This window comes from Rhodococcus sp. DMF-1 (assembly GCF_021441945.1).
In the GTDB taxonomy this organism is placed as follows: domain Bacteria; phylum Actinomycetota; class Actinomycetes; order Mycobacteriales; family Mycobacteriaceae; genus Rhodococcus; species Rhodococcus ruber.
The window spans coordinates 76,009-100,513 of record NZ_CP090442.1 but is presented as its reverse complement, the minus strand read 5'-3'; the positions used below and the strand labels follow the sequence as shown (position 1 = coordinate 100,513).

Here is a 24,505-nt window from a genome sequence, read left to right as displayed (position 1 = left end):
CGCGGTTCAGCCGGCCGGGAGGCGATACTCCTGTTCCGGTCGTCCCGTGCTGCCGTACCGCAGCTGCATCCGCAGCTGCCCCTTGGTGACGAGCGCGGCGAGATAACGCTGAGCCGTCGCGCGGGACACCCCGATCGTCACCGCCACCTCCCCTGCCGACATGGGCGTCGCCGACGACGAGAGAGCCTGCAGAACAAGCTCTTTGGTCACCGAACGGGGAGCCCGGTCTGCGGCGCCCGACGGGGCGGGCCGCAGCGCGGCCAGCGCCGAGTCGATCTCGGCCTGGCTGAGTTCGGCTCCGGCGACCAGACGCCGGTACTGCGCGTACGCCGACAACCGCCGCGCGAGTTCGGTATTGGGAAACGGCTTGACCAGATACCCCGAGGCGCCGGCGGCCAGCGCGGCCCGCACCGTCGTGCCCTCGGCCGCCGCGCCGAGTACGAATGCGTCGCAGTCGAGTTCGCGGATCAGATCGATGCCGGAGCCGTCGGGCAGGTACACGTCCACGAGCGCGAGATCGATCGCGGTCTCGCGGACCGCGGCCCGGGCGGCCGCGAGGGTGCCGGCGACCGCCGCCACCCGGAACCCGGCGACCGCGGCCACCACGCTCGCGTGCAGCTCCGCGACCCGGAAGTCGTCGTCGACGACGAGCACCGTCAGATCGGATCCGCCCATCCGGTGTCTCCTTCGTCGAGTACGTCGATCAGGGTGGCGACGAACACCGCGCCGCCCGTGGGATTGTCCGGGGTGCGCCGCCCGCCGGGATCGGCGACGGTCACATCGCCCCCGTGCTGCCGGGCCACCTGCCGCGCCAGGGCCAGGCCCATGCCGCGACCACCCGGGACGGCGCCGTCGGCGTGGGTGGTGACGCCCTCCCCGAAGATCTCCTCGGCCCGCCCGGCGGCGACCCCGGCGCCGGTGTCCGCGACGGCCACATGCAGGTCGCGCCCGGCCTCGACGAGTTCTACCTCCACCTCGGCGGGGTCGTGCCCGCGCTCGCGAGCCGCCTCGATCGCGTTGTCGAGCAGATTGCCCAGCACGGTCGTGACGTCCACGGGGCATCGGACGGTGCCTCGCACCCAGGTGTTCTCGCCGAGAACCAGCGTCACCCCGCTCTCCCGCGCGTGGGCAGCCTTGGCGGTGAGAAAGGCGTGCAGGTACGGATCGGCGACGGCGTCGAGCCCGTCGAGTGGCCGGCCCGCCGGTCCGGCTCCGAGGAGCTGCTCGAGGTACTCGGTGGCCTGCGCGCTGCGCCCCTGCTGCAGCAGGCCGTAGAGCAGATGCAGACGATTGGCCGTCTCGTGGCGCTGGGCCCGCAGCGCGGTGGTCAGCGACTGCACGGCGTCCAGCTCGCGGGTGAGCTTCTCGACGTCGGTCCGGTCGCGCACCGACATCACGGTGCCCAGGTCGCGCCCGTCGCGCCGGACGCGACGCGCCACGGCGAGGACGATCCGGTCCCCCACGGCCGCAGCCACCGGCTCGTCGCGGGGGCTGCGTGCGACGTCGAGCAGGCGCGGGGTCAGGCCGATGCCCTCGAGCCGGTCCCCCACCCCGCCCCGCAGGTCGAGCAGCCGGCGGGCCTCGGCGTTGACGACGGTGACCGTGCCCTCCGTGTCGGCACCGATCACCCCTTCCCCGATGCCGTGGAGCACCACCTCCTGCTCGCGGACCAGCTCGGCCAGCTGCTCGGGTTCGAGGCCGAGGGTCAGCCGCTTCCACCGCCGGGCCAGCAGCGCCGAGCCCGCGGCACCGCAGGCCAGGGCGCCGGCTGCGACGAGAGACGCCTGCGCGACGTCCTCGCGTAGTTCCGACCGGATGCGGTCCGTGGCGATGCCGACACTGACCTCGCCGACGACCCGGTCCGAGCCGGGCGCGACGACCGGCACCTTGGCCCGGACGGAGTCGCCCAGGGTGCCGCGCTCGCTGCGCACCACCTCGCGGCCGGCCAGGGCCTCGTCCGGGTCGGTACTGACGCGTAGTCCGAGCAGGTCGGGGTCGGGGTGGGCCAGGCGCAGCCCCTGCTCGTCCGTGACCACCACGAACAGCGCACCCGTGGCGTCGCGGACCGCCTCGGCGGCCTGCTGGACGGTGCCGGAGGCGAGTTCCGGGTTGCCGGGGGCGACGACCCCGTCGTCGGCGGCGGCGAGCCGGGCCACCTCGGCCCGGACCGTGGCATCGACTGCCACGGTCCGGGCGACGGCGAGGGCTCGTTGTCCGTGCTCATCGGTGACGCGGTGCTCGGTGGTGGTGACGAACGCCGCGAACCCCAGCCCGAGGGCCGCCGCGACCACGGCGGACTGCAACAGCAGCACCTGGGTCCGCAGCCTCACGACGCCTCCGGTGGTTCCGGGTCCGACACGATCGATCCGTTTCCCGCGACGGTACGTCGCCGCCGGGCTCAGCCGAGCGGGATCTGACCCAGTGCGACGCCCACGACCAGCATCGTGAGCGAGACGATCGTCGCACGCCACAGCACCTTGCGGTGGTGGTCGGCGAGCTGCACGCCGGCGAGGGTGACGAGCAGCAGGATCGCGGGTACGAGGGGGCTCTGCATGTGTACGGGCTGGCCGGTGATCGACGCGCGGGCCATCTCGACCGGTTCGATCCCGTACTGGGCGGCGGTCTCGGCGAGCACCGGTAGCACCCCGAAGTAGAAGGCGTCGTTGGTCATGAAGAACGTGAACGGAATGCTGAGCACCCCCGTGATCACCGCGAGGAACGGGCCGAGCGCGTCCGGGATCACCCCGGTCAGCCACAGCGCCATCGACTCCACCATGCCGGTGCCCTGGAACACCCCGGTCAGGACGGCCGCGGCGAACACCATGGCGACCACCGACACGATGCTCGACGAGTGCCGGACGATCGCCTCGGACTGGTCGGCCACGCGCGGGAAGTTCACCGCCAGCGCCAGACCGGCGGCGATCATGAACAGCACGGGGATGGGCAGGACGTCGAGGCCGAGGACGACGAGCAGCGCGACGGTGAGCAGGGCGTTGAACGGCAGCAGCTTCGGTCGCAGGGTTGCGCGGTTCGGATCGAGGGCGGCGGCGAATCCGCCGGTCTGGTCGTCGCTGTCGCCGGCGTCGGCCCCCGGGCCGGTCCCGGTCGCTCGGGATCCGCCCGATCCGCCGGAGCCGGTCGATCCGCCGCGGCCGACACCCGCGAGGACCGGTTCCACGGTCCACACCAGCTTGCCGAGTCGCCGGCGCTCCATGACACCGAGGTGCAGCGCGAAGCCGAGCACGACGACCAGGCCCACGAGCAGCGAGGGGATCATCGGCACGAACACGTCCGACGGGGACAGGCCCAGGGCGCTGGCGGCACGGACCGTCGGCCCGCCCCACGGGATGATGTTCATCGTCGCGTTCGCCAGGCCCGCGACGACCGTCAGGATCACGGGGCTCACCCGCAGCTTCAGGTACAGCGGCAGCATCGCCGACGTGGTGATGATGAACGTGGTCGAGCCGTCGCCGTCCAGGGAGACGATCATCGCGAGCACCGCGGTGCCGACGACGAGCCGCGCCGGGTCGTCGCGCACGAGCCGCAGGATCAACCGCACCAGCGGGTCGAACAGTCCGACGTCGATCATGATCCCGAAGAAGATGATCGCGAAGAACAGCAGCGCCGCGGTCGGGGCCAGGTCGGTGACGCCGTCGACGATCATGTCGCCGAGATCGAGACCGGCGCCGGCGAACAGCCCGAAGGCGACCGGGACGAGGATGAGACCGACGACGGGCGTGGCCCTCTTGGAGAGGATCAAGTACATGAAGACGGCGACCATGAGGAAGCCGAGGAAGACAAGCACGATCTGCTCGCTTTCGTCTGGGGACGGTGCGGAGGGGGTTCGAGAAACCGGGCCGCCGCCCGGTGTGATCCCTGCTACACCGAAGTGTGAGGCCGCCCACTCCGAGTGGTCACCGTTGCGTGCGATAGCCCCGTTGTGCGCATTCTGCTCGAGTTGAGGCCGGAGCCTCACGACAGGTTTCCCCGGCACCGCCGGGGGTAGCCGTAGGTATGGGTGCACGGGGCACAGCAGAGGGTCGGACCGCACGCGGCGCCGGCCGAACGGCCGGGGGCAGGGAACGCACATCTCGCAGACGGGCAGCCGCCCCGAAGTCGACGACCGCGGCCACGACGACGTCGGCCACGACGCGGTCGGACACCGCGAAGTCGACGACCGCGCGATCCGGCACCGCGAAATCCACCACCGCGCGGTCGGCCACCGCGCGGTCGGCCACGGCTGCGCCACGGCGGACGGACCCGGATCGGCGAGCCGGACGCGCCGCCGCCGAAACCCGTACGGCGCCGGACGCCCCACGGCGCGCCCGGACGCAGGACACCGCTACGCGCCGGACCCGTCCGCGGACGCAGACCGCCGACGAGCAGGCTCGGTCGCGGACCCGTGAGAGGCCGCGCACGTCCACCGGCTCCCGGCCCCGGTCGTCCGAGCGCCCACCGGTGGCGACATCGGAACGTCCCGGACCGGGGCTCGACGACCGCGCTCCGCGTCGCAAGCGCCGGCCCTTCGCGGCCGCCGTCGAGTGGCTGAAGACCCACGTTCGCCGGCTCGCCCGGGCGGTGCGGAAGCGCCGGGACGCGGTGCTGCGCGATGCCCCCGCCTCGACGGACCAGCTCATCGATACCGTCACCGAGGGCAGTGCGAGCACAAGAGCCGTCCTCAAAGGCGCCGGGGCCGCCCTGACCGGCAAGAACCCCGTGTGGGCCGCCGTCAAGGGCCTGATCTCCGGCCTGAGCACCAGGACGAAGATCCTGTTGGCCCTCCTCGCCGTCCTGGTCGCGCTGCTGGCTCCGGTCCTGCTCGTGGTCGCGCTGCTGGCCCTGCTCGTCGCGTGGCTGGTCGCGGCGGTACGGGCCGCCACCCGGTGAGCGCCCCTCGGCACCACGCCCCTCGACACCACGCCCCTCGACACCAGGCCACGGCCAGCCCCGGCAGGACTCCACCACGGCGGGCCGGTCGCATAAGCTGACGTCGTGCGTCGTTTCGACTTTCCCGTGGACCTGCCCCACGCCAAGGCCGTCAATCAGACCGTCGCCGAGGTGCGACGACTACGGGTGTCGGCGATCGTGCTGGCGGTGCTGTTCACCGTAGCCGCCGTATGGCTGATCGCGGTCGGCCGGGCGTGGTCCTTCGTCGTCGCGGCCGTGGTCGTCGTCGCCGCGCTCACTTCCGCGTGGGTCGCGGTGTGGGCTCCGCGCAAGGTGGGCACGATCCAGGATCTGTACCGGGACAGCCCGCTGGTTCCGGCCGTGGTCTCCGAAATCCGGCCGCGCGGGATGACGCTGCTCGCGCTCGTCGACATCGCCAAGCCGCAGACCGACGGTCACCGCTACGCCCTGGTCGCCCGGGACGTCACGGCCGTACCGGGGCACCGGGTGCGGGTCGGCGAGCGCGTGCCGTCCGTCGCGGTGCTGTCGGACCGCACCACCCGCAACACGAGCGGCGTGTGGCAGATGGTCAGCCCGATGCCGATCGCATGGGGCACCCGGGACGCTTCGGTGCTGCGCGAGGCCGCCGCCGCGATCGACGAGACCGAGTGGAAGGTGCTCGAAGGCAAGCTTTCCCGCTCGGACGAGGTCGCGGCCAGCGAGGAGCGCCGGCTCGTGCTGGACCCGAAGGACCTGCCCGCCGACCTGCGCTGACCATGCGCCCCGTCGTCCTCACCGGAAGCACCGTCGTTCTCACGGTGCCCCGGGCGGGCGACGTCGACGCGATCACGGCCGCCTGCCGGGACCGGTCGATCGTGCGGTGGACGACGGTCCCGGACCCCTACACGCGGGCGGACGCGCAACGGTTCGTCGGCGACGTGGTGCCCGCGGGCTGGGCGGCGCACAGCCCGGTATGGGCGGTGCGGACGTCCGCCGACGGTCCGCTGTTGGGGACCGTCGGGTTGATCGAGCGGGACGCGTCGGCGGCGGAGATCGGGTACTGGATTGCCCCGGCTGCCCGCGCCCGCGGACTCGCGACGGAGTCGGTGAACCTGCTGTGCGACTATGCTTTCCGCTCGGACGGATTGAAACTGGACCGCATCGAGTGGCGGGCGCTGGCCGGGCACCGCGCGTCGGCGGCGGTGGCCCGCCGGGTCGGCTTCCGCTTCGAAGGCGTGCAGCGGCGCGGGATACTGCAGCGCGGGTCCCGGCACGACGCGTGGGTCGCGGGCCTGTTGCCCGACGACCCACGCGTACCGGCCGACGGATGGCCGATGTGATCGACGGGGCCGGTCAGAGCAGTTCGGGCAGGACCTCCTTCTCGAACAGTTCGATGCCCGAGGTGTCGTAGGCGGCCTCGGGGAAGTAGAGGATCGCGTACGTCATGCCCTGCTTCTTCAGCGCCCTGAAGTTCTCGACGATCTGCTCGGGTGTTCCCACGGCGGGCAGACCCCGGAAGGCGTCGAGCGCACCGTCGGCCTTCTCGGGCCCGACGTACGGTTCGAGCCGGGCCCGCAGCGTGCCGAGACGCTCCTGCACCTCGGCCTCGGTGCGGCCGATGGCGACGTTGTAGTTCGCCGAGCGCACGATGGCGTCGAAATCGGTGCCCACCTCGGCGCAGTGCCCCCGCAGGATCTCCGACTTGTGGGCGAAACCCTCCGGGGTGCCGTCGAAGTTGGTGTACTGCGCGTACTTCGCGGCGATCTTCAGCGTCACCTTCTCCCCGCCACCGGCGATCCACAACGGGATGCCGCCCTCCTGCAGCGGCAGCGGCCGCACGACGGCACCGTCCACCTGGTAGTGCCGGCCGTGCAGGGTGGCCGTGCCGGTGGTCCAGGCCTGACGGAAGATCTGCACACCCTCGTCGAGGCGGCGCAACCGCTCCGGCGGGGACGGGAAGCCGTATCCGTAGGCGCGCCACTCGTGCTCGTACCATCCGCCGCCGATGCCCATCTCGATGCGGCCGCCCGAAACGATGTCCGCGGTCGCGGCGACCTTCGCCAGGTAGGCGGGGTTGCGGTAGCCCATGGCGGTGCACATCTGCCCGATCCGCACCCTCTCGGTGACCGCGGCGAACGCCGACACCAGCGACCACGCCTCGTGGGTGGCCTCCTCGGTGGGCACCGGCACGGTGTGGAAGTGGTCGTACACCCAGATCGACTCCCACGGTCCGCTGTCGGCGCGCTGAGCCAGGTCACGCATCACCCGCCACTGCTCGGCGGGTTCGATGCCGACGAGGTCGAGCCGCCAGCCCTGGGGGACGAACATTCCGAATCGCATGTGGGATTCCTGTCTTCGAGATCGGGGCCTGCATGCCGATCCCCAGTATCGCGGACCGGCCCCGGTCGCGCGGGGTTCCCTCCGCGCGACTGGGCCCGTGCACTCAGGCCGTCGCCGCCCGAGCCGGCACAGCGTCGAACCGGCCGGCCGGGCGGTCGAGCCCGTAGTGGCCGCGCAACGTCGTCGAGGTGTATTCGGTGCGGAACAGTCCCCGATCCCGGAGAATCGGCACGACCTGCTCGACGAAGTCCTCGAGACCACCGGGCAGGTAGGACGGCATGACGTTGAAGCCGTCCGCGGCTCCGCCCTCGAACCACAGCTGCAGGTCGTCGGCGATCTGCTCGGCGGTGCCCGCGAACGTGCGGTGCCCCCGTCCGCCGCCGAGCTTGCCGATGAGCTGGCGCACGGTCAGGTGCTCGTTCTCGGCGAGGTTCTTCACCAGCTCGTAGCGGCTCTTGTTGCCCTGGATCCGGTCGAGGGGCGGCAGCGGGGGCAGCGGCGCGTCGAGAGCATGGTCGGTGAGGTCCACCCCCACCATCCCGGAGAGCTGACGCAGCGAGTAGGCCGGCGAGATCAGGTCGGTGAACTCCTGCTCGAGCGCCTTCGCCGCGACCTCGGTGTCGCCGATGAACGGCACGATCCCGGGGAGCACCTTCAGGGAGTGCGGATCCCGCCCCGCCGCGGCCACCCGCGCCTTCAGATCGCGGTAGAACGCCTGTCCCTCGGCCAGGGTGCGCTGCGCGGTGAACACGGCCTCGGCGTACCGGGCGGCGAAGTCCTTCCCGCTCTCCGACGATCCGGCCTGCACCAGGACGGGACGGCCCTGCGGGGAGCGCGGGGTGTTGAGCGGTCCGCGTACCGAGAACCGCGGGCCGTCGTGGTCGACGGTGTGGACCTTGTCCGGGTCCGCGAAACGACCGCTCTCGACGTCGAGTTCGACGGCGTCGTCCTCCCAGCTGTCCCACAGACCGGTCGCCACATCGACGAACTCGGCGGCGCGGTCGTAGCGACCGGCGTGGTCGGGGGTCTCGTCGTATCCGAAGTTGCGGGCTTCGTCGGCCCCTCCGGAGGTGACGATGTTCCAGCCGGCGCGGCCGTGGCTGATGTGGTCGAGGGAGGCGAACTTACGGGCGAGGTTGAACGGTTCGCTGTAGCCGGTGGACGCGGTGGCGATGAGGCCGATGCGCTCGGTGACGACGGCCATCGCCGAGAGCAGGGTGATCGGTTCGAAGATCGCCTGAGCGTTGTGCTCGACGCGCGGCCCCACTGCGAGACCGTCGGCGAAGAACACCGAATCGAGCGTGCCGCGTTCGGCGATCTGCGCGAGCTCCTGGAAGTGTGCGACGTCGAGGACGCGGCGCGCGTCGGTGCGCGGGTGCCGCCAGGCGGCCTCGTGATGACCGACTCCCATCAGGAAGGCGTTGAGGTGGAACTGCTTCGGGGACTGCGACATGACAACCTCTCCAGGTGTGGGGGAACGAGGGGACTACCGGTCTGCGCGCCAGCGGGAGAGCCGGCGCTCGACCGCGACGAGGATCCCGTTGAAGGTCAGACCGACGAGAGAGATGGCGACGATGCCGGCGTACATGTTCGGGATCTGGAAGTTGAGTTGCGAAGCGGTGACGAGATAGCCGAGACCCGCCTTGGCGCCGACCATCTCGGCCGCGATGAGCACGAGGATGGACGAGGCCGCGGCCATCCGGATGCCGGTGAAGATCGTCGGCACCGCGGCCGGCAGGATCACCTTCTGGAACAGGCGGTACGAAGGCAGACCGAGGGAGCGGGCCGATTTCACCAGGAGCGGATCCACGGTGCGCACGCCGGAGACGGTGTTGAGCAGGATCGGGAAGGTGCTCGCGTAGGTCACCAGCGCCACCTTCGAGGTCTCGCCGATGCCCAGGATCAGGATGAACACCGGCAGCAGCGCGAGCGCGGCGGTGTTGCGGAACAACTCGAGGATCGGATCGAGGAACTCGGCCACCGGCCGGTACCAGCCGATCGCCACACCGAGCGGGATCGCGACGAGCACCGCGATCCCGAAGCCGGTGACGGCCCGGGACAGGCTGGCACCGAGGTGCTCGGCGAGCCGGCCGTCGCCGATCAGCTGGGCGAAGGCGTCCGCGACCACGGTGAAGGGCGGCAGGAACACCTCGTCGACGAGTCCGAGCCGGGGCGCGATCTCCCAGACCGCGAGGAAGGCGAGGATCGCGACGGCCGGCTTGAGCCCGCGCCACACGAAGGCACCGATCCAGGGGCCGGTCCCGGCGCCTCGAGCCGGCGGGGCCGGTGCGGGTCGTTGCTCCGCCAGGGCCCCGTCGAGCGCGACGGGGTGGATCAACATGGCGCTCGGACTAGACATGGTGGACCTCCTGGATTGCGGCACCGTGGTTCTGCGCGCGCTCGACGTCCGAGTGCAGCAAGGACCAGATCCGGTGTCGATAGTGTCGGAACGCCTCGCCGGAGCGGACGTCGTCGACGGTGCGATCGATGTCGATGTCCACGACGGCCTCGACCCGTCCGGGCCGGGACGTCAGGACGGCCACGCGCTGTCCGAGGTAGACCGCCTCGTCGATGCCGTGGGTGATGAACAGAATCGTCTTGCCGGTCTCGTGGCGGATCCGTAACAGCTCGTCCTGCAACGATTCCCGGGTCTGTGCGTCGAGCGCGGCGAACGGCTCGTCCATGAGGAGCACCTCGGGGTCGAACGCCAGGCTCCGGGCGATCGCGACGCGCTGTTTCATGCCACCGGACAGCTCGTGCGGATAACGATCTCCGAATCCACGCAGCCCCACGAGCTCGAGGTAGTGCTCGGCGCGCTCACGCCGCTGCCGCCGGGGCAGCCCCTTCGCCTCGAGGCCGAATTCGATGTTGTGCCGCGCGGTGCGCCACGGCAGGAGTGCGTACTGCTGGAAGACGATGCCCCGGTCCAGGCCCGGCCCGGAGATCGGCTGTCCGTCGAGCAGGATCCGGCCGGACGTCGGGCTGCTCAGCCCACCGAGCAGGTCGAGCAGGGTGGACTTGCCGCAGCCGCTGGGGCCGACGAGGACGAGGAACTCACCGTCGGCGACGTCGAGGCTGACGTCGTCGAGGGCTGTGAACGCGGTGTCCGTACCGCGGACCGGGAACCGCTTGGTCACGTGCTCGAGACGGAGCTTCGGGGTGGTGCTCATTTCGCCTCCTCGACGGGTTCACCGTTCGGACCGCTCGACGGTTCGTAGGTGCCGTTGGCGTAGGGGTTGAACTCGTTGGTGTAGATGTCGGATGGGGTGAACGTGCCGTCGGGCAGTTCGCCGTTCCGGGCGAGCCAGTCGAGCCAGGTCCGGATCTCCTGTTCCGTGATCGTCCCGCCCGGTCCGGCGACGCCGGGGCTCTGGTAGAACTCGACCAGGTCGGTGCTCTCGTTGCGGCCGCGGCTGCCGATGATCTCCTTGAACTCGGCAATGACCGTGTCGCGCGGGGTGGTCTGCGCCCAGCGGATCGCACGTGCGGTGCCCTGCACGAAATCCGCCACCGCATCCCGGTTCTCGGCGATGAAGTCGTCGCGGAAGACGTACGTGCCGTAGCTGAACGCCCCGAACAGGGACTCGTCGGTGAACAGCGGTCGGATTCCGCCGCGCGCGACCGCGGTCTCGCGGAACACGCTGCCGAGGGTGCCCACGTCGATCTGTCCCTCCCGCAATGCCTGTTCGGTGTTCACCGGCGGCACGACGATCAGTTCGACCTGCCCGATCTCGTCCGGGGTCAACCCCTGCCGGGCGAGCCATTCGCGGACGAGGAACTCGTGGTGCGCACCGAGCGTGTTCATCCCCACCTTCTTGCCGATCAGATCCCGGGCGGTGCGGATCGGGCTGTCCTCGAGCACGTAGTAGCCGTTGAACGACTGCTCGTCGGAGCCGTAGTAGCTGATGACCGATGTGATCGGCGAGTCGGCGGCGGCGAGCTTGATGACGGCACCGTTGAATGCGCCGCCGAATTCGGTCTGCCCGGTGGCCGCGGACTGGATGTCCTGCGGACCGCTGGTGGTGTCACCCACCCAGTCCAGCGCGACGTTCTCGTAGTAGCCGAGGCTCTCCGCGAGTTCGGGGTAGGTGACCTGGCCGGCCGAGCCCTGGTAGCGCAGAACGGTGCGCCCGTCGTCGGTGGTGGCGGTCCCCGACCCCGGGGAGCACGCCGCGACCCCCGCGGCGAGGGTGACGAGGGTGGCTGCGACCGCAACCGGCCGGGCCAGCCGGCTGCGCAGCATGGAATACGACATCGCGAGAGTTGTCCCTTACGTTCGGCGAGGAGGCCCGGCACAGCGGGCACGGAGAAGTGCGGTGCGGCGACGGCGAGGCGTCCACGGCACCGGGATTCGCGGTGCAGCAACGGAAGATCGAGTGCCGGCGTCCGGACGGGCCGGACGGGCGGGCTACACCGGGAGGGTCAGCGACAACAGTCCGGACACTCGTACACGGTGGACTCCTTCTGCGGCGATCGGACTCCGGAAGTCTGGCCCGGGCCGCGGCGACGGGGCAACGCTTCGGCGCATCCGTGTGCGAATCCCTTGACTTGTCCGATCCGCTACCGTACCGGCCGCGAACCGGATGCCGGTCGGTACGATCGGCCCATGCGCACCGCCGTGCTCGCCGACGCCTTCGAGCAGCATCGGCCGCACCTGCTCTCCGTCGCCTACCGGCTGACCGGCAGCGTCGCCGACGCCGAGGACGCGGTCCAGGACGCCTGGCTGCGACTCGACCGCGCGGACGCGGACGGGATCGACGATCTGCGGGCGTGGCTGACCACCGTGGTCGGACGTCTGTGCCTGGACCGGCTGCGGTCGGCCGCGGTACGTCGCGAGAACTACGTCGGCCAGTGGCTGCCCGAACCGATCGTCACTCCGGTCGGCGGACCGTCCTCCCCCGATCCGCTGGAAGCCGTTGTGCGGCAGGAGGACAGCCGGATGGCGGCGATGGTCGTGCTGGACACGCTCACCCCGGCCCAGCGCGTCGCCTTCGTCCTGCACGACGGCTTCGCGGTGCCGTTCGACGAGATCGCCGCCATTCTCGACGTCACGCCGGCGTCCGCGCGCCAGCTCGCCTCCCGCGGCCGGCGAGCCGTCGCGGCCGCGCCGCCGCCCGTGCCGGCCGCCGAGCACGTCGAGGCGGTACAGCGGCTGATGACGGCCCTCGCCTCCGGGGACCTCGCGGCGGTGGTCGCGGCGCTCGACCCCGACGCCCGGGTGATCGGGGACGCGGGCGGCACCACCCGCACCGCGATCAACGTCGTCGTCGGCGCCGACCGGTTCGCCCGGTTCTTCCTGGGCCTGATGCAGCGCTACGGCGCCGAGGCGTTCCTGGCCGGCACGCCGGCGCTCGTCAACGGCGAACTGGGGTTCGTCAGCGCCGGTTCCCCCGGCGACGGGACCCGCCGCGCGTTCGCCGGGCGGGTCGTCGGCTGCACCGTCCGTGACGGGCGGGTATGGGCGGCCTACGACATGGCCAATCCCGACAAGCTCCGCGGCGTCCGCCTCGACGGTTAGAGTCGCGGTCATGGAGCCCCGACTGAGCTTCGTCACCCTTGCCGTCGCGGACCTCGAGCGCACCCGGCGCTTCTACGTCGACGGGCTCGGCTGGACGCCCGTCGTCGATGTGCCCGGCGAGGTGCTGATGATCCAGGTCGGACCGCACCTCGTCCTGTCCCTGTGGGACGAACAGCACTTCGCAGCCGAGGTCGGGCCCGTTCGCCGGAGCGGCGTCCCGCCCGTGACGCTCGCCCACAACGTCGCCGACCGAGCGGATGTCGACCGGGTGCTGGACACCGCCCGACGCGCCGGAGCCGATCCGGTCTCCGACGCGGTCGAACGCGAGTGGGGCGGCTACACAGGATATTTCGCGGACCTCGACGGATTCCGGTGGGAGATCGCCTGGAATCCGGGTCCCATCGGTCAGCTCGTGCTGCCCTGAGCCGCGTCGTCCTGCAGCCACGGCACCCGGCACGCATCGGTGCTGAAACCCTGCTCGTGGATGCCCAGGGCCGAGTTCATCCGGGCCCGCATGTTCTCGAGCGCGATCTGGTAGGTCAATTCGACCACCCCGGCCCGTCCGAAGCGCCGCTCGAGGTCGGCGACCTGCTCGTCCGTCACCGTGACGGCCGCACCGCCGTCGCCGCCGGCTCCCGTCATCGCGTCGGCGTACGCGATCGCCGCACGCTCGTCGTCGCTGTAGGCGTCGGAGGTCGCATAGTCGGCGATGTGCTCGAGGCGGTCCACGTCGAGGCCGTCGAGCCGCTGCAGCATCGTGCCGAAGTCGACGCACCAGGAGCACCCGACGCTCCAGGCCACCCGGTACACCGCGAGTTCGCGCACGTGCGGCGGCAGCACCGTCGACGCGCGCTCGACGAGCGTCTCGTGCACGGCGCTCGCCCGCATCAGCGCCGGATGGTGGGCGTAGACGGCGAACGGCTCGGGCACCTCCCCGAAGCGGCGCCGGGCCATCCGATAGGCGATCTTCGTCGCGACACCGGCCTCGGCCGGTGTCACCGCGGGAATGCGCGCCATGATCTACTCCGTTCCCCGGGTCCCGGACGGGACCGTTCACCTCTTCGGACGAGACAGCCCCGCCGGATGTGACACGACCGCTGCCGGGGGTCGCGAAGGACGCGGCTAAGCTGCCGAAATGGCAGAAATCGCGTCCTCACGCCGGGTCCGCACGGTCGAAAGGCTGCGGCCGTTCGCCTCCACGATCTTCGCCGAGATGACCGCTCTGGCCGTGACGCACGACGCCGTGAACCTCGGCCAGGGCTTTCCCGACACGGACGGCCCCCGCGCGATGCTCGACGTCGCGCGCCAGGCCATCGCCGACGGCGTCAACCAGTATCCGCCCGGGCCGGGCACGCCCGAACTGCGGCGGGCGATCGCAGCGGACCGGGCGGCCCGGTACGGACTCGAACACGACCCCGACGGCGAGGTCCTCGTCACCGTCGGTGCCACCGAAGCGATCAGCGCCGCCGTCCTCGGTCTCGTCGAGCCCGGTGAGGAGGTGCTGCTCACCGAGCCCTACTACGACTCCTACGCCGCGTCCGTCGCACTCGCCGGGGCTACCCGCCGCACCGTTCCGCTCACTCGTGCCGGATCGGGGTTCGTCCTGGACGTCGACGCGCTGCGCGCCGCGGTCACCGACCGCACCCGGATGCTGGTGGTCAACACCCCGCACAATCCGACGGGGACGGTCTACGACGACGAGGCGCTTCGCGCGCTCGCGGAACTGGCGTGCGAACGCGACCTGCTGGTGCTGTCCGACGAGGTGTACGAGCATCTGGTGTTCGACGGCCGGCAGCACCGGCCGATCGCGTCCCTGCCCGGCATGGCCGAACGCACCGTCACCGTGTCCAGCGCCGCGAAGATGTTCAACGTCACCGGCTGGAAGATCGGGTGGGCGCTCGGGCCCCGCGAACTGATCGACGGGGTGCGCACGGCGAAACAGTTCATGTCCTTCGTCGCCGGAGCGCCGTTCCAGCCCGCCGTCACGTACGCGCTGACCCACGAGCAGCCCTGGGTCACCGCCCAGCGCGACGATCTGCAGCGCAGGCGCGACCTGCTCTCCGCTGCGCTCACCGACGCCGGATTCGGCGTGCTGGACTCGGCCGGAACGTATTTCGTGTGCGCGGACGTCACCCCTGTCGGTGTGACGGACGGTGTCGCCTTCTGCAGAACCCTGCCCGAGCGCATCGGCGTGGCCGCGGTCCCGGTGAGCGCCTTCGTCGACGACCCCCGGCAATGGAATCACCTGGTGCGGTTCGCCTTCTGCAAGCGCGACGACGTCCTCCTCGAGGGTGTCCGGCGGCTGCGCAGCCTGCGGGAGCACGGCTGACTATGACCGCCCCCGCCACCATTCCCTCCGACTTCGTGCGCCGTTCGGTGGTGCTGGCCGAGGCGAACGGGGTGGATCTGGCCCCGGCCCTGAACGCGGCACGGATCAGCCGCGCGGTGCTCGCCCACCCGCACGCGCGCCTGACCCCCGAGCAGGTCACCCGGTTCACCCAGAAGACCTGGGAACTCACCGGTGACGAACTGTTCGGGCTCGGACCGGGACCGGTACCCCGCGGCACGTTCCGGGTGGTGTGCCTGACGCTGATCCACTGCCGGGACCTCGCGCAGGCCCTCGAGCGGATGATCCAGGTCAACCAGGTGCTGCCGACGCTGCCGCGGCTACGGCTCACCCCGGGGCCGCGGACGACCCGGCTCGAGGTGGTGCTGGAGTCGTACGACGACAGGACCCGCGTCATCATCGACTTCCTGCTCATCCTGCTGCACCGCTTCGCGGCCTGGCTCGTCGGGGGCCGGGTACGGCTGGCGTCGGTCTCGGTCCCCTACGGCGAGCCGGATCCGGTGCTGGCGAAGAACTACGACGCGATCTTCGGGGTGCCGGTCACCTTCGAGGCCGCCGGCGCGGTGCTCGAGATCGACAACGCGGCCCTGCGGTCGCCCATCGTCCAGACCGAGGAGACCCTCGAGGACTATCTGCGCGAATCACCGAATCTGATGATGTCGGAACGCGACTACGACTCCACCGCCGCGTCGCAGGTGCGGCGGATCCTCGAGTCGGGCATCGAGGGTCGCACGGCGACCGCCGAGGACGTCGCGGAGATGCTGTCGGTGAGCGCCCCGCATCTGCGGCGTCTGCTCAGGCAGGAGGGCACCTCGCTCGGGCAGTTGCGCGAGGAGGTGCTGCGCGATACGGCGATCGCCGGGTTGCGCCGCGGCGAGGCGGTGGACGCCCTGTCGGCCCGGCTCGGCTTCTCCGAGCCGAGTGCGTTCCGGCGCGCCTTCAAGCGATGGACGGGCAAGACCCCCCGCGCATACCGGTAGGTCGCCGGTTCACGCGACGCAGAACTCGTTGCCCTCCGGATCGGACATCGTGATCCACTCGTTCGGCCCCTGCCGGCCCCGGTGCAGGACGGTCGCGCCCGCCTCGGCGAGCCGGCCGGCCAGCGCCTCGCGGTCCTCCCCCGCCCGGATGTCGAAGTGCAGCCGGTTCTTCACCGTCTTGCCTTCGGGCACCAGCTGGAACAGCACGCGCGGACGCGCGGGCACCTCGGGATCGGAGATCGCGGCGCCCGCCTTCCACACGAGGACGCCCTCGAAGATCTCGGTGTCCTCCTCCCGGGCGTGCCCGGCCGCGACCAGGCCGCGGATGAAGTCCTCGTTGCTCGGCTCCACCCGCCAGCCCAGCGCCGCCGCCCACCATTTCGCCAGCGTGTGCGGGCTGCTCGAATCGACCGTCACCTGGAATCCGTAACCCATGCGGTGACGGTACGACGGCACCCCGACACGTCAGGGCTGTACAAGGATCCGGATCGGATCCCCGACGTGGTCGCGCAGCTTCGCGATGCCCTCGGCGATGTTCTCGAGCGGGACGATCTCGCTGACGGAGCGGGAGATGTCCAGGCGCCCGCGGGAGACGAGTGCCGCGAGCGTCTCGATGTCGACGTTCTTGTACCCGAGGTGGCCCATGACGTGCTTGCGCGACAGGCCGAACGTGGCCGTGGGGCCGAGGGAGGCCTCCTGCCCGCTCAGCCCCACCACCACCACGCGGCCACCCGTCATGACGCACTGCAGGGCCTGGTCGAAGGTGACCTTCAGGCCCGCAGAGTCGAAGGCCACGTCGAGCATCTTCCCGCCCGTCGCCTCGGCGACCTTCCGGACCAGGTCCGGGTCGCGGGAATCGAACACGTGGTCGGCGCCGAGTTCGAGGGCCCGCTCCCGCACCGCGGGGTTGATGTCGAACGCGAGGATCGGCACGGCGCCGACCAGCCGGGCGAGCTGCACGATGTGGGTGCCCACCCCGCCGACTCCCCACACGCCGACGGCCTCGCCCACCGCGACCTGGCCGGTGCGCACGACCGCACCGAACGGGGTCGACACCGCGTCTGCGAGAATCGCCGCCTGCTCGAGCGGGACGTTGTCGGGCACGCGGGTGAGACCGCCCGCCTGGGCGACGGTGTACTCGGCCCACGCCCCGTCGTACGCGAACGCCATCAGCTGGATGTTCGGGCAGTTGGTCAGGTCGCCCCGCCGGCAGAAGCGGCACTGCAGGCACGGTCGGCCCGCGGCGGGGACGACGCGGTCCCCGACCGCCCAGCCCGTCACGCCGTCCCCGACGGCGGCGATGGTCCCGGCGGCTTCGTGCCCCTGGGTGACCACGGGCAGCAGGGCCGGGAACGTACCGTCCAGCAGGCTCAGATCCGAGTGGCAGATCCCGCAGAACGCCACCTTCACGAGCACCTCGCCGGGGCCCGGCGACGGAATCGGAACATCTTCCAGCACATTGGTTCCGGTGTCGGCATGAAAGCGCGCGGCGCGCATCGTCCCGGTCATGGTCCCCTCATCCTGTTGTGCGGCGGCAGCCAGGGGCGACCCTACTCCCGCCGCATGCGCGAGTGCGCATGTTCGTGCTGCGGATCTCCGCGACGGGTTGCATCCGCCGACGGTGAGTGAGAGCGTCGAGGAGAACCGTCATCGACTTCGAGAGGGTGATTCGCAACAATGCAGACGGCCGTCATCGACGCCTACCCGACCCGGAACCGCACGAAGTGCGTGAGCGTGTCCCGGCCGGATCCGGTGGTGTGGGGATCAGCCGCGGGGCCGCTGGACGCGTCGGCCGTCGCCGAGTACGACCGGCGCGGGTTCCACACCGTGGACGCGCTCCTGCCGGCGCACGACGTCGGAAATCTGCTCGACGAGACAGCACGTCTGGGCCGGGAGCTGGCCGACGACGATCGGGTCGTGCGGGAGGCCGGCAGCGGGGACGTGCGCTCCGTGTTCGACGTGCACCGCCTCTCCGACACCGTCGGCGAGATCATCCGGCGACCGGAGATCGCCGGGATCGCCCGCCAGCTCCTCGGCTCGGAGGTCTACATCCACCAGTCGAGGCTGAACGTCAAGCCGGGATTCCGCGGCGGACCGTTCTACTGGCACTCGGACTTCGAGACCTGGCACGCCGAGGACGGCATGCCGCGGCCGCGGGCGCTGAGCATCTCGGTCGCGCTGACCGAGAACTACGGTTACAACGGCGGTTTGATGATCATGCCTGGTTCGCACCGGACCTTCGTCTCGTGCGCCGGCACGACGCCCGACGACTACTACCAGCAGTCGCTGGTCACGCACGTCCCGCCCACGGGTTCACCCGACGAGGACACGCTGACCTCGATGGCCGCCGAGCACGGCATCGCCACGTTCACCGGCTCGGCCGGTTCCGCGACGGTGTTCGACTCGAACTGCATGCACGGCTCGAACGGCAACATCACCCCGTTCCCCCGGTCGAACCTGTTCGTGGTGTTCAACAGCGTCGAGAACACGCTCGGCGAGCCGTTCTCGGCACCGAAGCCGCGCCCCGACTACCTCGGCAGCCGCGACTTCACGCCGCTGCGCTGACACGAACGGATGCGGGGGTGCGCCCGGGACGAGTCGGGCGGACCCCCGCATCGCAGGACTCATACGCGGACGGTGTCCGCCACGTCGATCGGCAGCGTGCGGGCACGCGGTGTGCGCAGCAGCCGGGTGAGCGTGAATCGGCCCTGCTCCGGATCGTAGGGCCGATAGGCTAGATACACGAGCACGTGGAACGCCCAGTGCGCCCTCAGAATCCGGCGAAGCACCGGATTCATCCGGCCGTGCAGTTCGAACGTGGCGGTTCCGGAGCGGATGTACTTGGTGTACTCCCGCGGCGGCGTCAGCGCACGCCGGGGGGAGATGTCGACGAACAAGTCGGAGAGCTGGGCGATCTCGATGTCGGCCTCACGCAGGCACAAGGCCAGGTCGAGGTCTTCGTGGATCCCGGCATCCGTGCTGACCGCGTCGCGGACGCGCTGCCACGCCGACCGGCGCACGGCCATGTTGGCACCGTGCAGATTGTCGATTCGGCGCTCACCGCCGAAGAACCCCTTGCGCACGCGCTGCTCGATATACCGGCGCTTGAGCTCCCGATACGGCGAGTCGTAGGAGTTGCTGAGTCCACTGACGGCTCCGACGCTCGCGGTGTCTGCACGCGCGAAGAAGTCGAGGATCGTGTGGGCCCATCCGGGACGGACCCGCGTGTCGGCATCGATCCTGCCGAGAAGATCTCCTGTCGCCCAGTCGAACCCGGCATTTCGAGCGAATGCGACACCTGGGCGGGGCTCGAAGATCCGGCGGACGATCGGAGACCGCTCGGCAATCGCATCGACGATCTCGCCCGTCCTGTCCGTCGAGTTGTTGTCCACCACCGCGATTTCGTGGATATCCGCCTCCTGCTCCAGCAGGGCCGCAAGACACTGACCGATGTACTGTTCCTCGTTGTACGCCGGCACGACCACCGACAGCGTGTGCTGATGCATGCCTCCGACGCTACCGCGACCGTCCGCGTGCCTCGGAACGCCGAAGGCAGGAACCGTGGCGGGACACCCCGACACGGTTCCCGCACCCTCAGGAGCGACGGCGGCGCACGGCGTCGGCCAGCCGATCGAGCTGGGCGGAGGTGGTCGCCCAGTCGAGGCACGCATCGGTGATGGACTTGCCGTACTCGAGCTCGTCCGCCCGGCCGAGCGTGAGGTCCTGCCGGCCGGCCTCGAGGAAGCTCTCCAGCATGACTCCGGCGATGCCCTGCTCGCCGGCCTCGAGCCGCTCGGCGATGTCGGTGACGACGTCGACCTGCTTTTCGTGGTCCTTGCTGCTGTTGCCGTGGCTGGCGTCGATCACGACGCGTTCGGGCAGACCGGCCTTGCGCAGGCGGGCCATCGTGTCCGCGACGGTCTCGGCATCGTAGTTCGGGCCCGCGGAGCCGCCACGCAGGATGACGTGGCAGTCCGGGTTGCCGACGGTCTCGATGAGGGCGGCCTGGCCGTCGAGGTCGGTGCCGGGGAACACGTGACTCGCGGCGGCGGCGCGGGTGCCGTCGACGGCCACCTGCACGTCACCCTCGGTGGAGTTCTTGATGCCCACCGGCATGGACAGCGCGCTGCACAGCTGCCGGTGCACCTGGCTGGCCGCGGTGCGGGCACCGATCGCGCCGTAGGTCACCAGGTCCGCGTAGTACTGCGGCAGGATCGGATCGAGGAACTCGCACCCCACGGGCAGACCGAGGCCGGAGACGTCGAGCAGCAGTTTGCGGCCGATGCGCAGTCCGGTGTTGATGTCGTAGGTGCCGTCGAGATGCGGGTCGTTGAGCAGGCCCTTCCACCCGAGGGTGGTGCGCGGCTTCTCGAAGTACACCCGCATCACCACGTGCAGGTCGTCACGCAGCTCGTCGGCCTTCGCGGCGAGACGTCGCGCGTAGTCCATCGCGGCGGCGGGATCGTGCACCGAGCACGGCCCGACCACGACGAGCAGGCGGTCGTCGGTGCCGTCGAGGATCGCCACGGTGTCGGCGCGGCCCGAGCGCACGGTCGCGGCGGCGACCTCGTCGGGGGCGTGTTCGCCGCGGACGACGGCCGGAGCGACGAGCGGGCTGATCCGCACGGTCCGCTGTTCGTCGAGATTCGCGGTGGAGATGGAGGTCCTGGTGGTCATCGGGGTTCGGTTCCTGTTCCCGGGCCGACCCTGGCTGAACCTTCGGTGATTCCAGCGAGCCGGTCCGTGTCCGGCTCGTAGGTGGAAGAAGTCAGCGCGCGGTTACGCCGACCGACCCACCCCGGGCCGGCCTGCTAAACCAGAAATATGCGCGCTGCATGCGGACCACCGTAACAGGCCGCCCTCCCCCGCGCCACGGCGCCCCCGTGCGCGGTTTCGGTAGCGGGGGCTACCGAAACCGCGCACGGGGGGCGGGCACGCACCCCTTCGGCACGCCGATCAGGTCCGGGTTCCGACATCGGTGCGCAGCCGGAATCCGGACGGAACGCAACACCACGACAACGGTCGATAGTCGGCCGCTTCGGGTGTGGAAACGCGCGAACCGGGGCACCCTTGGAGAGTCTGTCCCGCGAAGCGACGAGCACGGAGGTGCCATGCCAGACCTGGACGGCGGAACTGCCGCCCCATCCCTGGGCGTCAGCCCGCCCGGAGCGAATCCACCCGACGAGAACGCTCGGGGGACAGGACCGGAACACACCGCCGACGGACACCTGGTCGAGGCCCAGTCCGAGGACTTCTCCCATGCCAGAAATCTCGCGGTGGATCCGGACTGGTTCAAGACCGCGGTGTTCTACGAGGTCCTGGTGCGCGCGTTCAACGACTCGAACCACGACGGGACGGGTGATCTGCGCGGGCTGACCGAGAAGCTCGACTACATCGCCTGGCTGGGCGCCGACTGCATCTGGCTGCCCCCGTTCTACGACTCCCCCCTGCGCGACGGCGGGTACGACATCCGGGACTTCCGGGCGGTGCTGCCGGAGTTCGGCACGGTCGACGACTTCGTCCTGTTTCTCGACGAGGCGCACAAGCGCGGCATCCGGGTCATCACCGATCTGGTCATGAACCACACGTCGGACACGCACGCGTGGTTCCAGGAGTCGAGGACCGACCCGGAGGGCCCGTACGGCGACTTCTACGTGTGGTCCGACACCGACGAGCGTTACCCGGATGCGCGCATCATCTTCGTCGACACCGAATCGTCGAACTGGACATGGGATCCGGTGCGCAAGCAGTACTACTGGCACCGCTTCTTCTCGCATCAGCCGGACCTGAACTACGACAATCCCGAGGTGCAGGACGCGATGATCGACGTCCTGCGCTTCTGGCTCGACCTGGGTATCGACGGGTTCCGGCTCGATGCGGTGCCCTACCTGTTCGAACGCGAAGGCACCAACTGCGAGAACCTGCCCGAGACGCACGCGTTCCTGAAGAAGTGCCGCGCGGTGATCGACGCGGAGTACCCGGGCCGCGTGCTGCTCGCCGAGGCGAACCAGTGGCCCAGCGACGTGGTGGAGTACTTCGGCGAACCGGAGGTCGGCGACGAGTGCCACATGGCCTTCCACTTCCCGCTCATGCCGCGCATCTTCATGGCGGTGCGTCGCCAGAACCGGTTCCCGATCTCCGAGATCCTCGCCCAGACACCGCCGATCCCGAGCAGTGCGCAGTGGGGCATCTTCCTGCGCAACCACGACGAGCTGACCCTCGAGATGGTCACGGACGAAGAACGTGACTACATGTACGCCGAGTACGTGACCGACCCGCGGATGCGGGCGAACATCGGTATCCGCCGCCGGCTGGCGCCGCTGCTCGAGAACGACCGCAACCAGCTCGAACTGTTCACGGCGCTGCTGTTGAGCCTGCCCGGGTCGCCGGTGCTCTACTACGGCGACGAGATCGGGATGGGCGACAACATCTGGCTCGGTGACCGCGACGCGGTGCGCACGCCGATGCAGTGGACCCCGGACCGCAACGCGGGCTTCTCGCGAGCGGATCCCGCGCGGTTGTACCTGCCGACGATCATGGATCCGACCTACGGTTACCAGTCCGTGAACGTCGAGCGGCAGATGAACTCGACGAACACCCTGCTGCACTGGACGCGGCGGATGATCCAGGTCCGCAAGCAACATCCGGCGTTCGGCAAGGCCGCGTTCACCGAACTCGGCAGCGCCAACCCGGCCGTCCTGTCCTACCTGCGGGAGATGCCGCTCGGACCGGACCGCAACTACAGCGACGTCATCCTGTGCGTGAACAATCTGTCCCGGTATCCGCAGGCCGTCATCCTGGACCTGTCGCGGTTCGCGGGGTGGATTCCGGTGGAGCTCACCGGTTCCGTCCCGTTCCCACCGATCACGGAGGAGGGGTACATGGTCACCCTGCCCGGTCACGGCTTCTACTGGTTTGCGCTGCAACCGGATCCGACGAAGGAAGGCGTCGGCGAACATCCGGTGAGCAGCGAGGCCGAGGCGGCGGTACAGCCATGACGGAGCCACACGTGCAGCATTATTCCGACGCGGAGCTCGAGGCCCTGCTGGCCGAGTGGCTCCCCCACCAGCGCTGGTTCGCCGCCAAGGGCCGGACCGTCGCCGCCGTACGCATCAAGCTGCGGGAACACCTCACCGACACTCCCGCATTCGGGGCGGACCACCTGCTGGTGACCGTCGAGTTCGAGTCCGGCGACGAGCAGATCTATCAGGTGCCCCTCGGCTACCGCCTCCACCTGCCCGACGAGCTGGCACCCTGGGCGCTGCCGCGGCCCGACGGCAGCGGCGACGATCGCACCCACGCCTACGACGGCCTGCGCGATCAGGAGATCATCGACCTGTACGCGCACTCGATCGCCACCGGGCAGGTGTACGGCCCGGTCGAGTTGCACACCGTGCCCGGCACGGTCATCGAGGAGGGTCTGCGGGGACGGGCGCTCAGCGCCGAGCAGTCCAACACCTCCGTCGTGCTCGGCGAGCAGTTGCTGCTCAAGCTGTTCCGCCGGATCACTCCGGGGGTCAACCCGGATGTGGAGCTGCATCTCGCGCTCGGGGAGGCGGGCTGCCGGTCGGTGGCCCCGGTGCGCGCGTGGATCGACGCCGAGATCGGTGGGGTGCGCACGACCCTGGCGATGGTGCAGGACTTCGCCGCCAACTCCGCCGACGGCTGGTCGATGGCGCTGGGCAGTGTGCGGGACCTGCTGCTCGAGGCGGACCTGCGGGCGGACGAGGTGGGCACGGATTTCGCCGGGGAATCGCAGCGGATGGGCGCCGCGGTGGCCGAGGTGCACGCGCTGCTGGCGCAGTCCCTCGGGACGTCCCAGCGAGCCGTGGGCGACATCGTCGACGGGATGCTGCGCCGCCTGGATGCCGCCGGCGCCGTCGTACCCGAACTGGCGGAGATCGCCCCGGGGGTGCGGGCGCGGTTCGCGGAGGCTGCGGCCACCGGCACGACGACGGTCCAGCGGATCCACGGGGACCTGCACCTCGGGCAGGTGCTGCGCACCCCCGAGCACTGGCTGCTCATCGATTTCGAGGGCGAGCCCGCCAAGTCCCTCGACGAACGTCGGGAACCGGACAGCGCCCTGCGCGACGTCGCGGGGATGCTCCGCTCGTTCGACTACGCGGCCCACCACTCCCTGCACGATGCGACGTCGGAGGCCGCTGCCGCGCAGCGCGAGTTCCGGGCGCAGGAATGGGCACAGCGCAACTCCGCGGCGTTCTGTGACGGTTACGCGAGCGAGTCCGGCGTGGATCCGCGCGAGTTCGCCGCGCTGCTGCGCGCGTACGAGCTGGACAAGGCCGTGTACGAGGTCGTGTACGAGGCCCGTCACCGTCCCCAATGGATCCGTTTGCCCCTGAACGCGATTCGCCGGATGACGCAGGCCGGCTGACGTGGCCGCAGACGCGGACGGGCGGTGACCGGATGCCGGTC

General features: G+C 70.5%; 23 protein-coding genes. 10 read left to right on the top strand and 13 right to left on the bottom strand.

From position 1 onward, the window contains the following. Positions 1–6 precede the first annotated feature (6 nt). From LZP97_RS00520 to LZP97_RS00510, 3 genes are all read right to left on the bottom strand, one after another. Complete coding sequence (locus LZP97_RS00520; protein ID WP_010593967.1) at positions 7–675, bottom strand: response regulator; 669 nt, start codon at positions 673–675, stop codon at positions 7–9. Further along, entirely contained in the window at positions 657–2,330 is a 1,674-nt protein-coding gene (locus tag LZP97_RS00515; protein WP_010593966.1) for a sensor histidine kinase, read from the bottom strand. The genes LZP97_RS00520 and LZP97_RS00515 overlap by 19 nt, the downstream gene beginning before the upstream one ends. Before the next feature lie 68 nt (positions 2,331–2,398). Then, entirely contained in the window at positions 2,399–3,805 is a 1,407-nt protein-coding gene (locus LZP97_RS00510; protein ID WP_048772359.1) for a CitMHS family transporter, read from the bottom strand. 653 nt (positions 3,806–4,458) lie between these two features. On the opposite strand from LZP97_RS00510, the gene LZP97_RS00505 reads away from it, so the two are divergent. The 3 genes from LZP97_RS00505 (at position 4,459) to LZP97_RS00495 (ending at position 6,227) form a co-directional block, all read left to right on the top strand. Then, entirely contained in the window at positions 4,459–4,887 is a 429-nt protein-coding gene (locus LZP97_RS00505) for a hypothetical protein (protein WP_048772363.1), read from the top strand. A gap of 105 nt (positions 4,888–4,992) precedes the next feature. Continuing rightward, positions 4,993–5,661 carry a DUF3239 domain-containing protein gene (locus tag LZP97_RS00500; RefSeq protein WP_026138092.1) on the top strand — a complete coding sequence of 223 codons (669 nt, stop codon included), beginning with the start codon at positions 4,993–4,995 and terminating at the stop codon, positions 5,659–5,661. A 2-nt stretch (positions 5,662–5,663) separates the two neighbouring features. Then, positions 5,664–6,227 (top strand): GNAT family N-acetyltransferase, encoded by a 564-nt coding sequence (locus LZP97_RS00495; protein ID WP_010593962.1) that lies wholly within the window; start codon positions 5,664–5,666, stop codon positions 6,225–6,227. Positions 6,228–6,240: 13 nt separating this feature from the next. On the opposite strand, the gene LZP97_RS00490 is transcribed toward LZP97_RS00495, so the two are convergent. The 5 genes from LZP97_RS00490 to LZP97_RS00470 form a co-directional block, all read right to left on the bottom strand. Next, positions 6,241–7,227 (bottom strand): LLM class F420-dependent oxidoreductase, encoded by a 987-nt coding sequence (locus tag LZP97_RS00490; protein ID WP_040274152.1) that lies wholly within the window; start codon positions 7,225–7,227, stop codon positions 6,241–6,243. A gap of 103 nt (positions 7,228–7,330) precedes the next feature. Further along, positions 7,331–8,680, bottom strand: a complete 1,350-nt coding sequence (locus LZP97_RS00485; protein WP_048772366.1) for an LLM class flavin-dependent oxidoreductase — start codon at positions 8,678–8,680, stop codon at positions 7,331–7,333. A gap of 33 nt (positions 8,681–8,713) precedes the next feature. Next, the gene (locus tag LZP97_RS00480; protein WP_048772368.1) at positions 8,714–9,586 is read right to left on the bottom strand and encodes an ABC transporter permease; all 873 of its coding nucleotides are present in this window, start codon (positions 9,584–9,586) and stop codon (positions 8,714–8,716) included. Beyond that, positions 9,579–10,397, bottom strand: coding sequence for an ABC transporter ATP-binding protein (locus LZP97_RS00475; RefSeq protein WP_010593958.1), 819 nt, complete (start codon positions 10,395–10,397; stop codon positions 9,579–9,581). The genes LZP97_RS00480 and LZP97_RS00475 overlap by 8 nt, the downstream gene beginning before the upstream one ends. Continuing rightward, a complete protein-coding gene (locus tag LZP97_RS00470; RefSeq protein ID WP_040274144.1) occupies positions 10,394–11,482 on the bottom strand; it encodes an ABC transporter substrate-binding protein in 1,089 nt (362 codons plus the stop codon). The genes LZP97_RS00475 and LZP97_RS00470 overlap by 4 nt, the downstream gene beginning before the upstream one ends. Before the next feature lie 351 nt (positions 11,483–11,833). Here LZP97_RS00470 and LZP97_RS00465 point away from each other — a divergent pair, with 351 nt between their 5' ends. Both LZP97_RS00465 and LZP97_RS00460 read left to right on the top strand, forming a co-directional pair. Further along, positions 11,834–12,745 (top strand): sigma-70 family RNA polymerase sigma factor, encoded by a 912-nt coding sequence (locus LZP97_RS00465; protein ID WP_010593956.1) that lies wholly within the window; start codon positions 11,834–11,836, stop codon positions 12,743–12,745. A gap of 10 nt (positions 12,746–12,755) precedes the next feature. Then, positions 12,756–13,169 carry a VOC family protein gene (locus tag LZP97_RS00460; protein ID WP_048772372.1) on the top strand — a complete coding sequence of 138 codons (414 nt, stop codon included), beginning with the start codon at positions 12,756–12,758 and terminating at the stop codon, positions 13,167–13,169. Here the strand turns inward: LZP97_RS00460 and LZP97_RS00455 are convergent. After that, positions 13,151–13,762, bottom strand: a complete 612-nt coding sequence (locus LZP97_RS00455) for a carboxymuconolactone decarboxylase family protein (protein ID WP_010593954.1) — start codon at positions 13,760–13,762, stop codon at positions 13,151–13,153. The two genes, LZP97_RS00460 and LZP97_RS00455, sit on opposite strands and share 19 nt — an antisense overlap. Before the next feature lie 118 nt (positions 13,763–13,880). Here LZP97_RS00455 and LZP97_RS00450 point away from each other — a divergent pair, with 118 nt between their 5' ends. Both LZP97_RS00450 and LZP97_RS00445 read left to right on the top strand, forming a co-directional pair. After that, a complete protein-coding gene (locus LZP97_RS00450) occupies positions 13,881–15,074 on the top strand; it encodes a pyridoxal phosphate-dependent aminotransferase (protein ID WP_082170366.1) in 1,194 nt (397 codons plus the stop codon). Positions 15,075–15,076: 2 nt separating this feature from the next. Continuing rightward, entirely contained in the window at positions 15,077–16,072 is a 996-nt protein-coding gene (locus LZP97_RS00445; protein WP_010593952.1) for an AraC family transcriptional regulator, read from the top strand. Positions 16,073–16,081: 9 nt separating this feature from the next. On the opposite strand, the gene LZP97_RS00440 is transcribed toward LZP97_RS00445, so the two are convergent. Both LZP97_RS00440 and LZP97_RS00435 read right to left on the bottom strand, forming a co-directional pair. Continuing rightward, the gene (locus tag LZP97_RS00440) at positions 16,082–16,507 is read right to left on the bottom strand and encodes a VOC family protein (RefSeq protein ID WP_029539995.1); all 426 of its coding nucleotides are present in this window, start codon (positions 16,505–16,507) and stop codon (positions 16,082–16,084) included. A gap of 30 nt (positions 16,508–16,537) precedes the next feature. Next, positions 16,538–17,581, bottom strand: a complete 1,044-nt coding sequence (locus tag LZP97_RS00435; RefSeq protein WP_017682134.1) for a zinc-binding dehydrogenase — start codon at positions 17,579–17,581, stop codon at positions 16,538–16,540. A gap of 168 nt (positions 17,582–17,749) precedes the next feature. Here LZP97_RS00435 and thpD point away from each other — a divergent pair, with 168 nt between their 5' ends. Next, positions 17,750–18,637, top strand: a complete 888-nt coding sequence (thpD, locus tag LZP97_RS00430; RefSeq protein WP_010593949.1) for an ectoine hydroxylase — start codon at positions 17,750–17,752, stop codon at positions 18,635–18,637. 59 nt (positions 18,638–18,696) lie between these two features. Here the strand turns inward: thpD and LZP97_RS00425 are convergent, their stop codons facing one another. Together LZP97_RS00425 and LZP97_RS00420 are read right to left on the bottom strand one after the other, a co-directional pair. Then, positions 18,697–19,578 carry a glycosyltransferase gene (locus LZP97_RS00425; protein ID WP_010593948.1) on the bottom strand — a complete coding sequence of 294 codons (882 nt, stop codon included), beginning with the start codon at positions 19,576–19,578 and terminating at the stop codon, positions 18,697–18,699. An 88-nt stretch (positions 19,579–19,666) separates the two neighbouring features. Further along, on the bottom strand, positions 19,667–20,749 hold the full coding sequence (locus tag LZP97_RS00420; RefSeq protein ID WP_048772374.1) for a 3-deoxy-7-phosphoheptulonate synthase: 1,083 nt from the start codon (positions 20,747–20,749) through the stop codon (positions 19,667–19,669). A gap of 599 nt (positions 20,750–21,348) precedes the next feature. Here LZP97_RS00420 and treS point away from each other — a divergent pair. Continuing rightward, on the top strand, positions 21,349–23,070 hold the full coding sequence (gene treS, locus LZP97_RS00415; RefSeq protein WP_010593946.1) for a maltose alpha-D-glucosyltransferase: 1,722 nt from the start codon (positions 21,349–21,351) through the stop codon (positions 23,068–23,070). After that, positions 23,067–24,464: a maltokinase N-terminal cap-like domain-containing protein gene (locus LZP97_RS00410; RefSeq protein WP_026137797.1), complete on the top strand. Its 1,398-nt coding sequence runs from the start codon at positions 23,067–23,069 to the stop codon at positions 24,462–24,464. The genes treS and LZP97_RS00410 overlap by 4 nt, the downstream gene beginning before the upstream one ends. Positions 24,465–24,505: the final 41 nt, after the last annotated feature.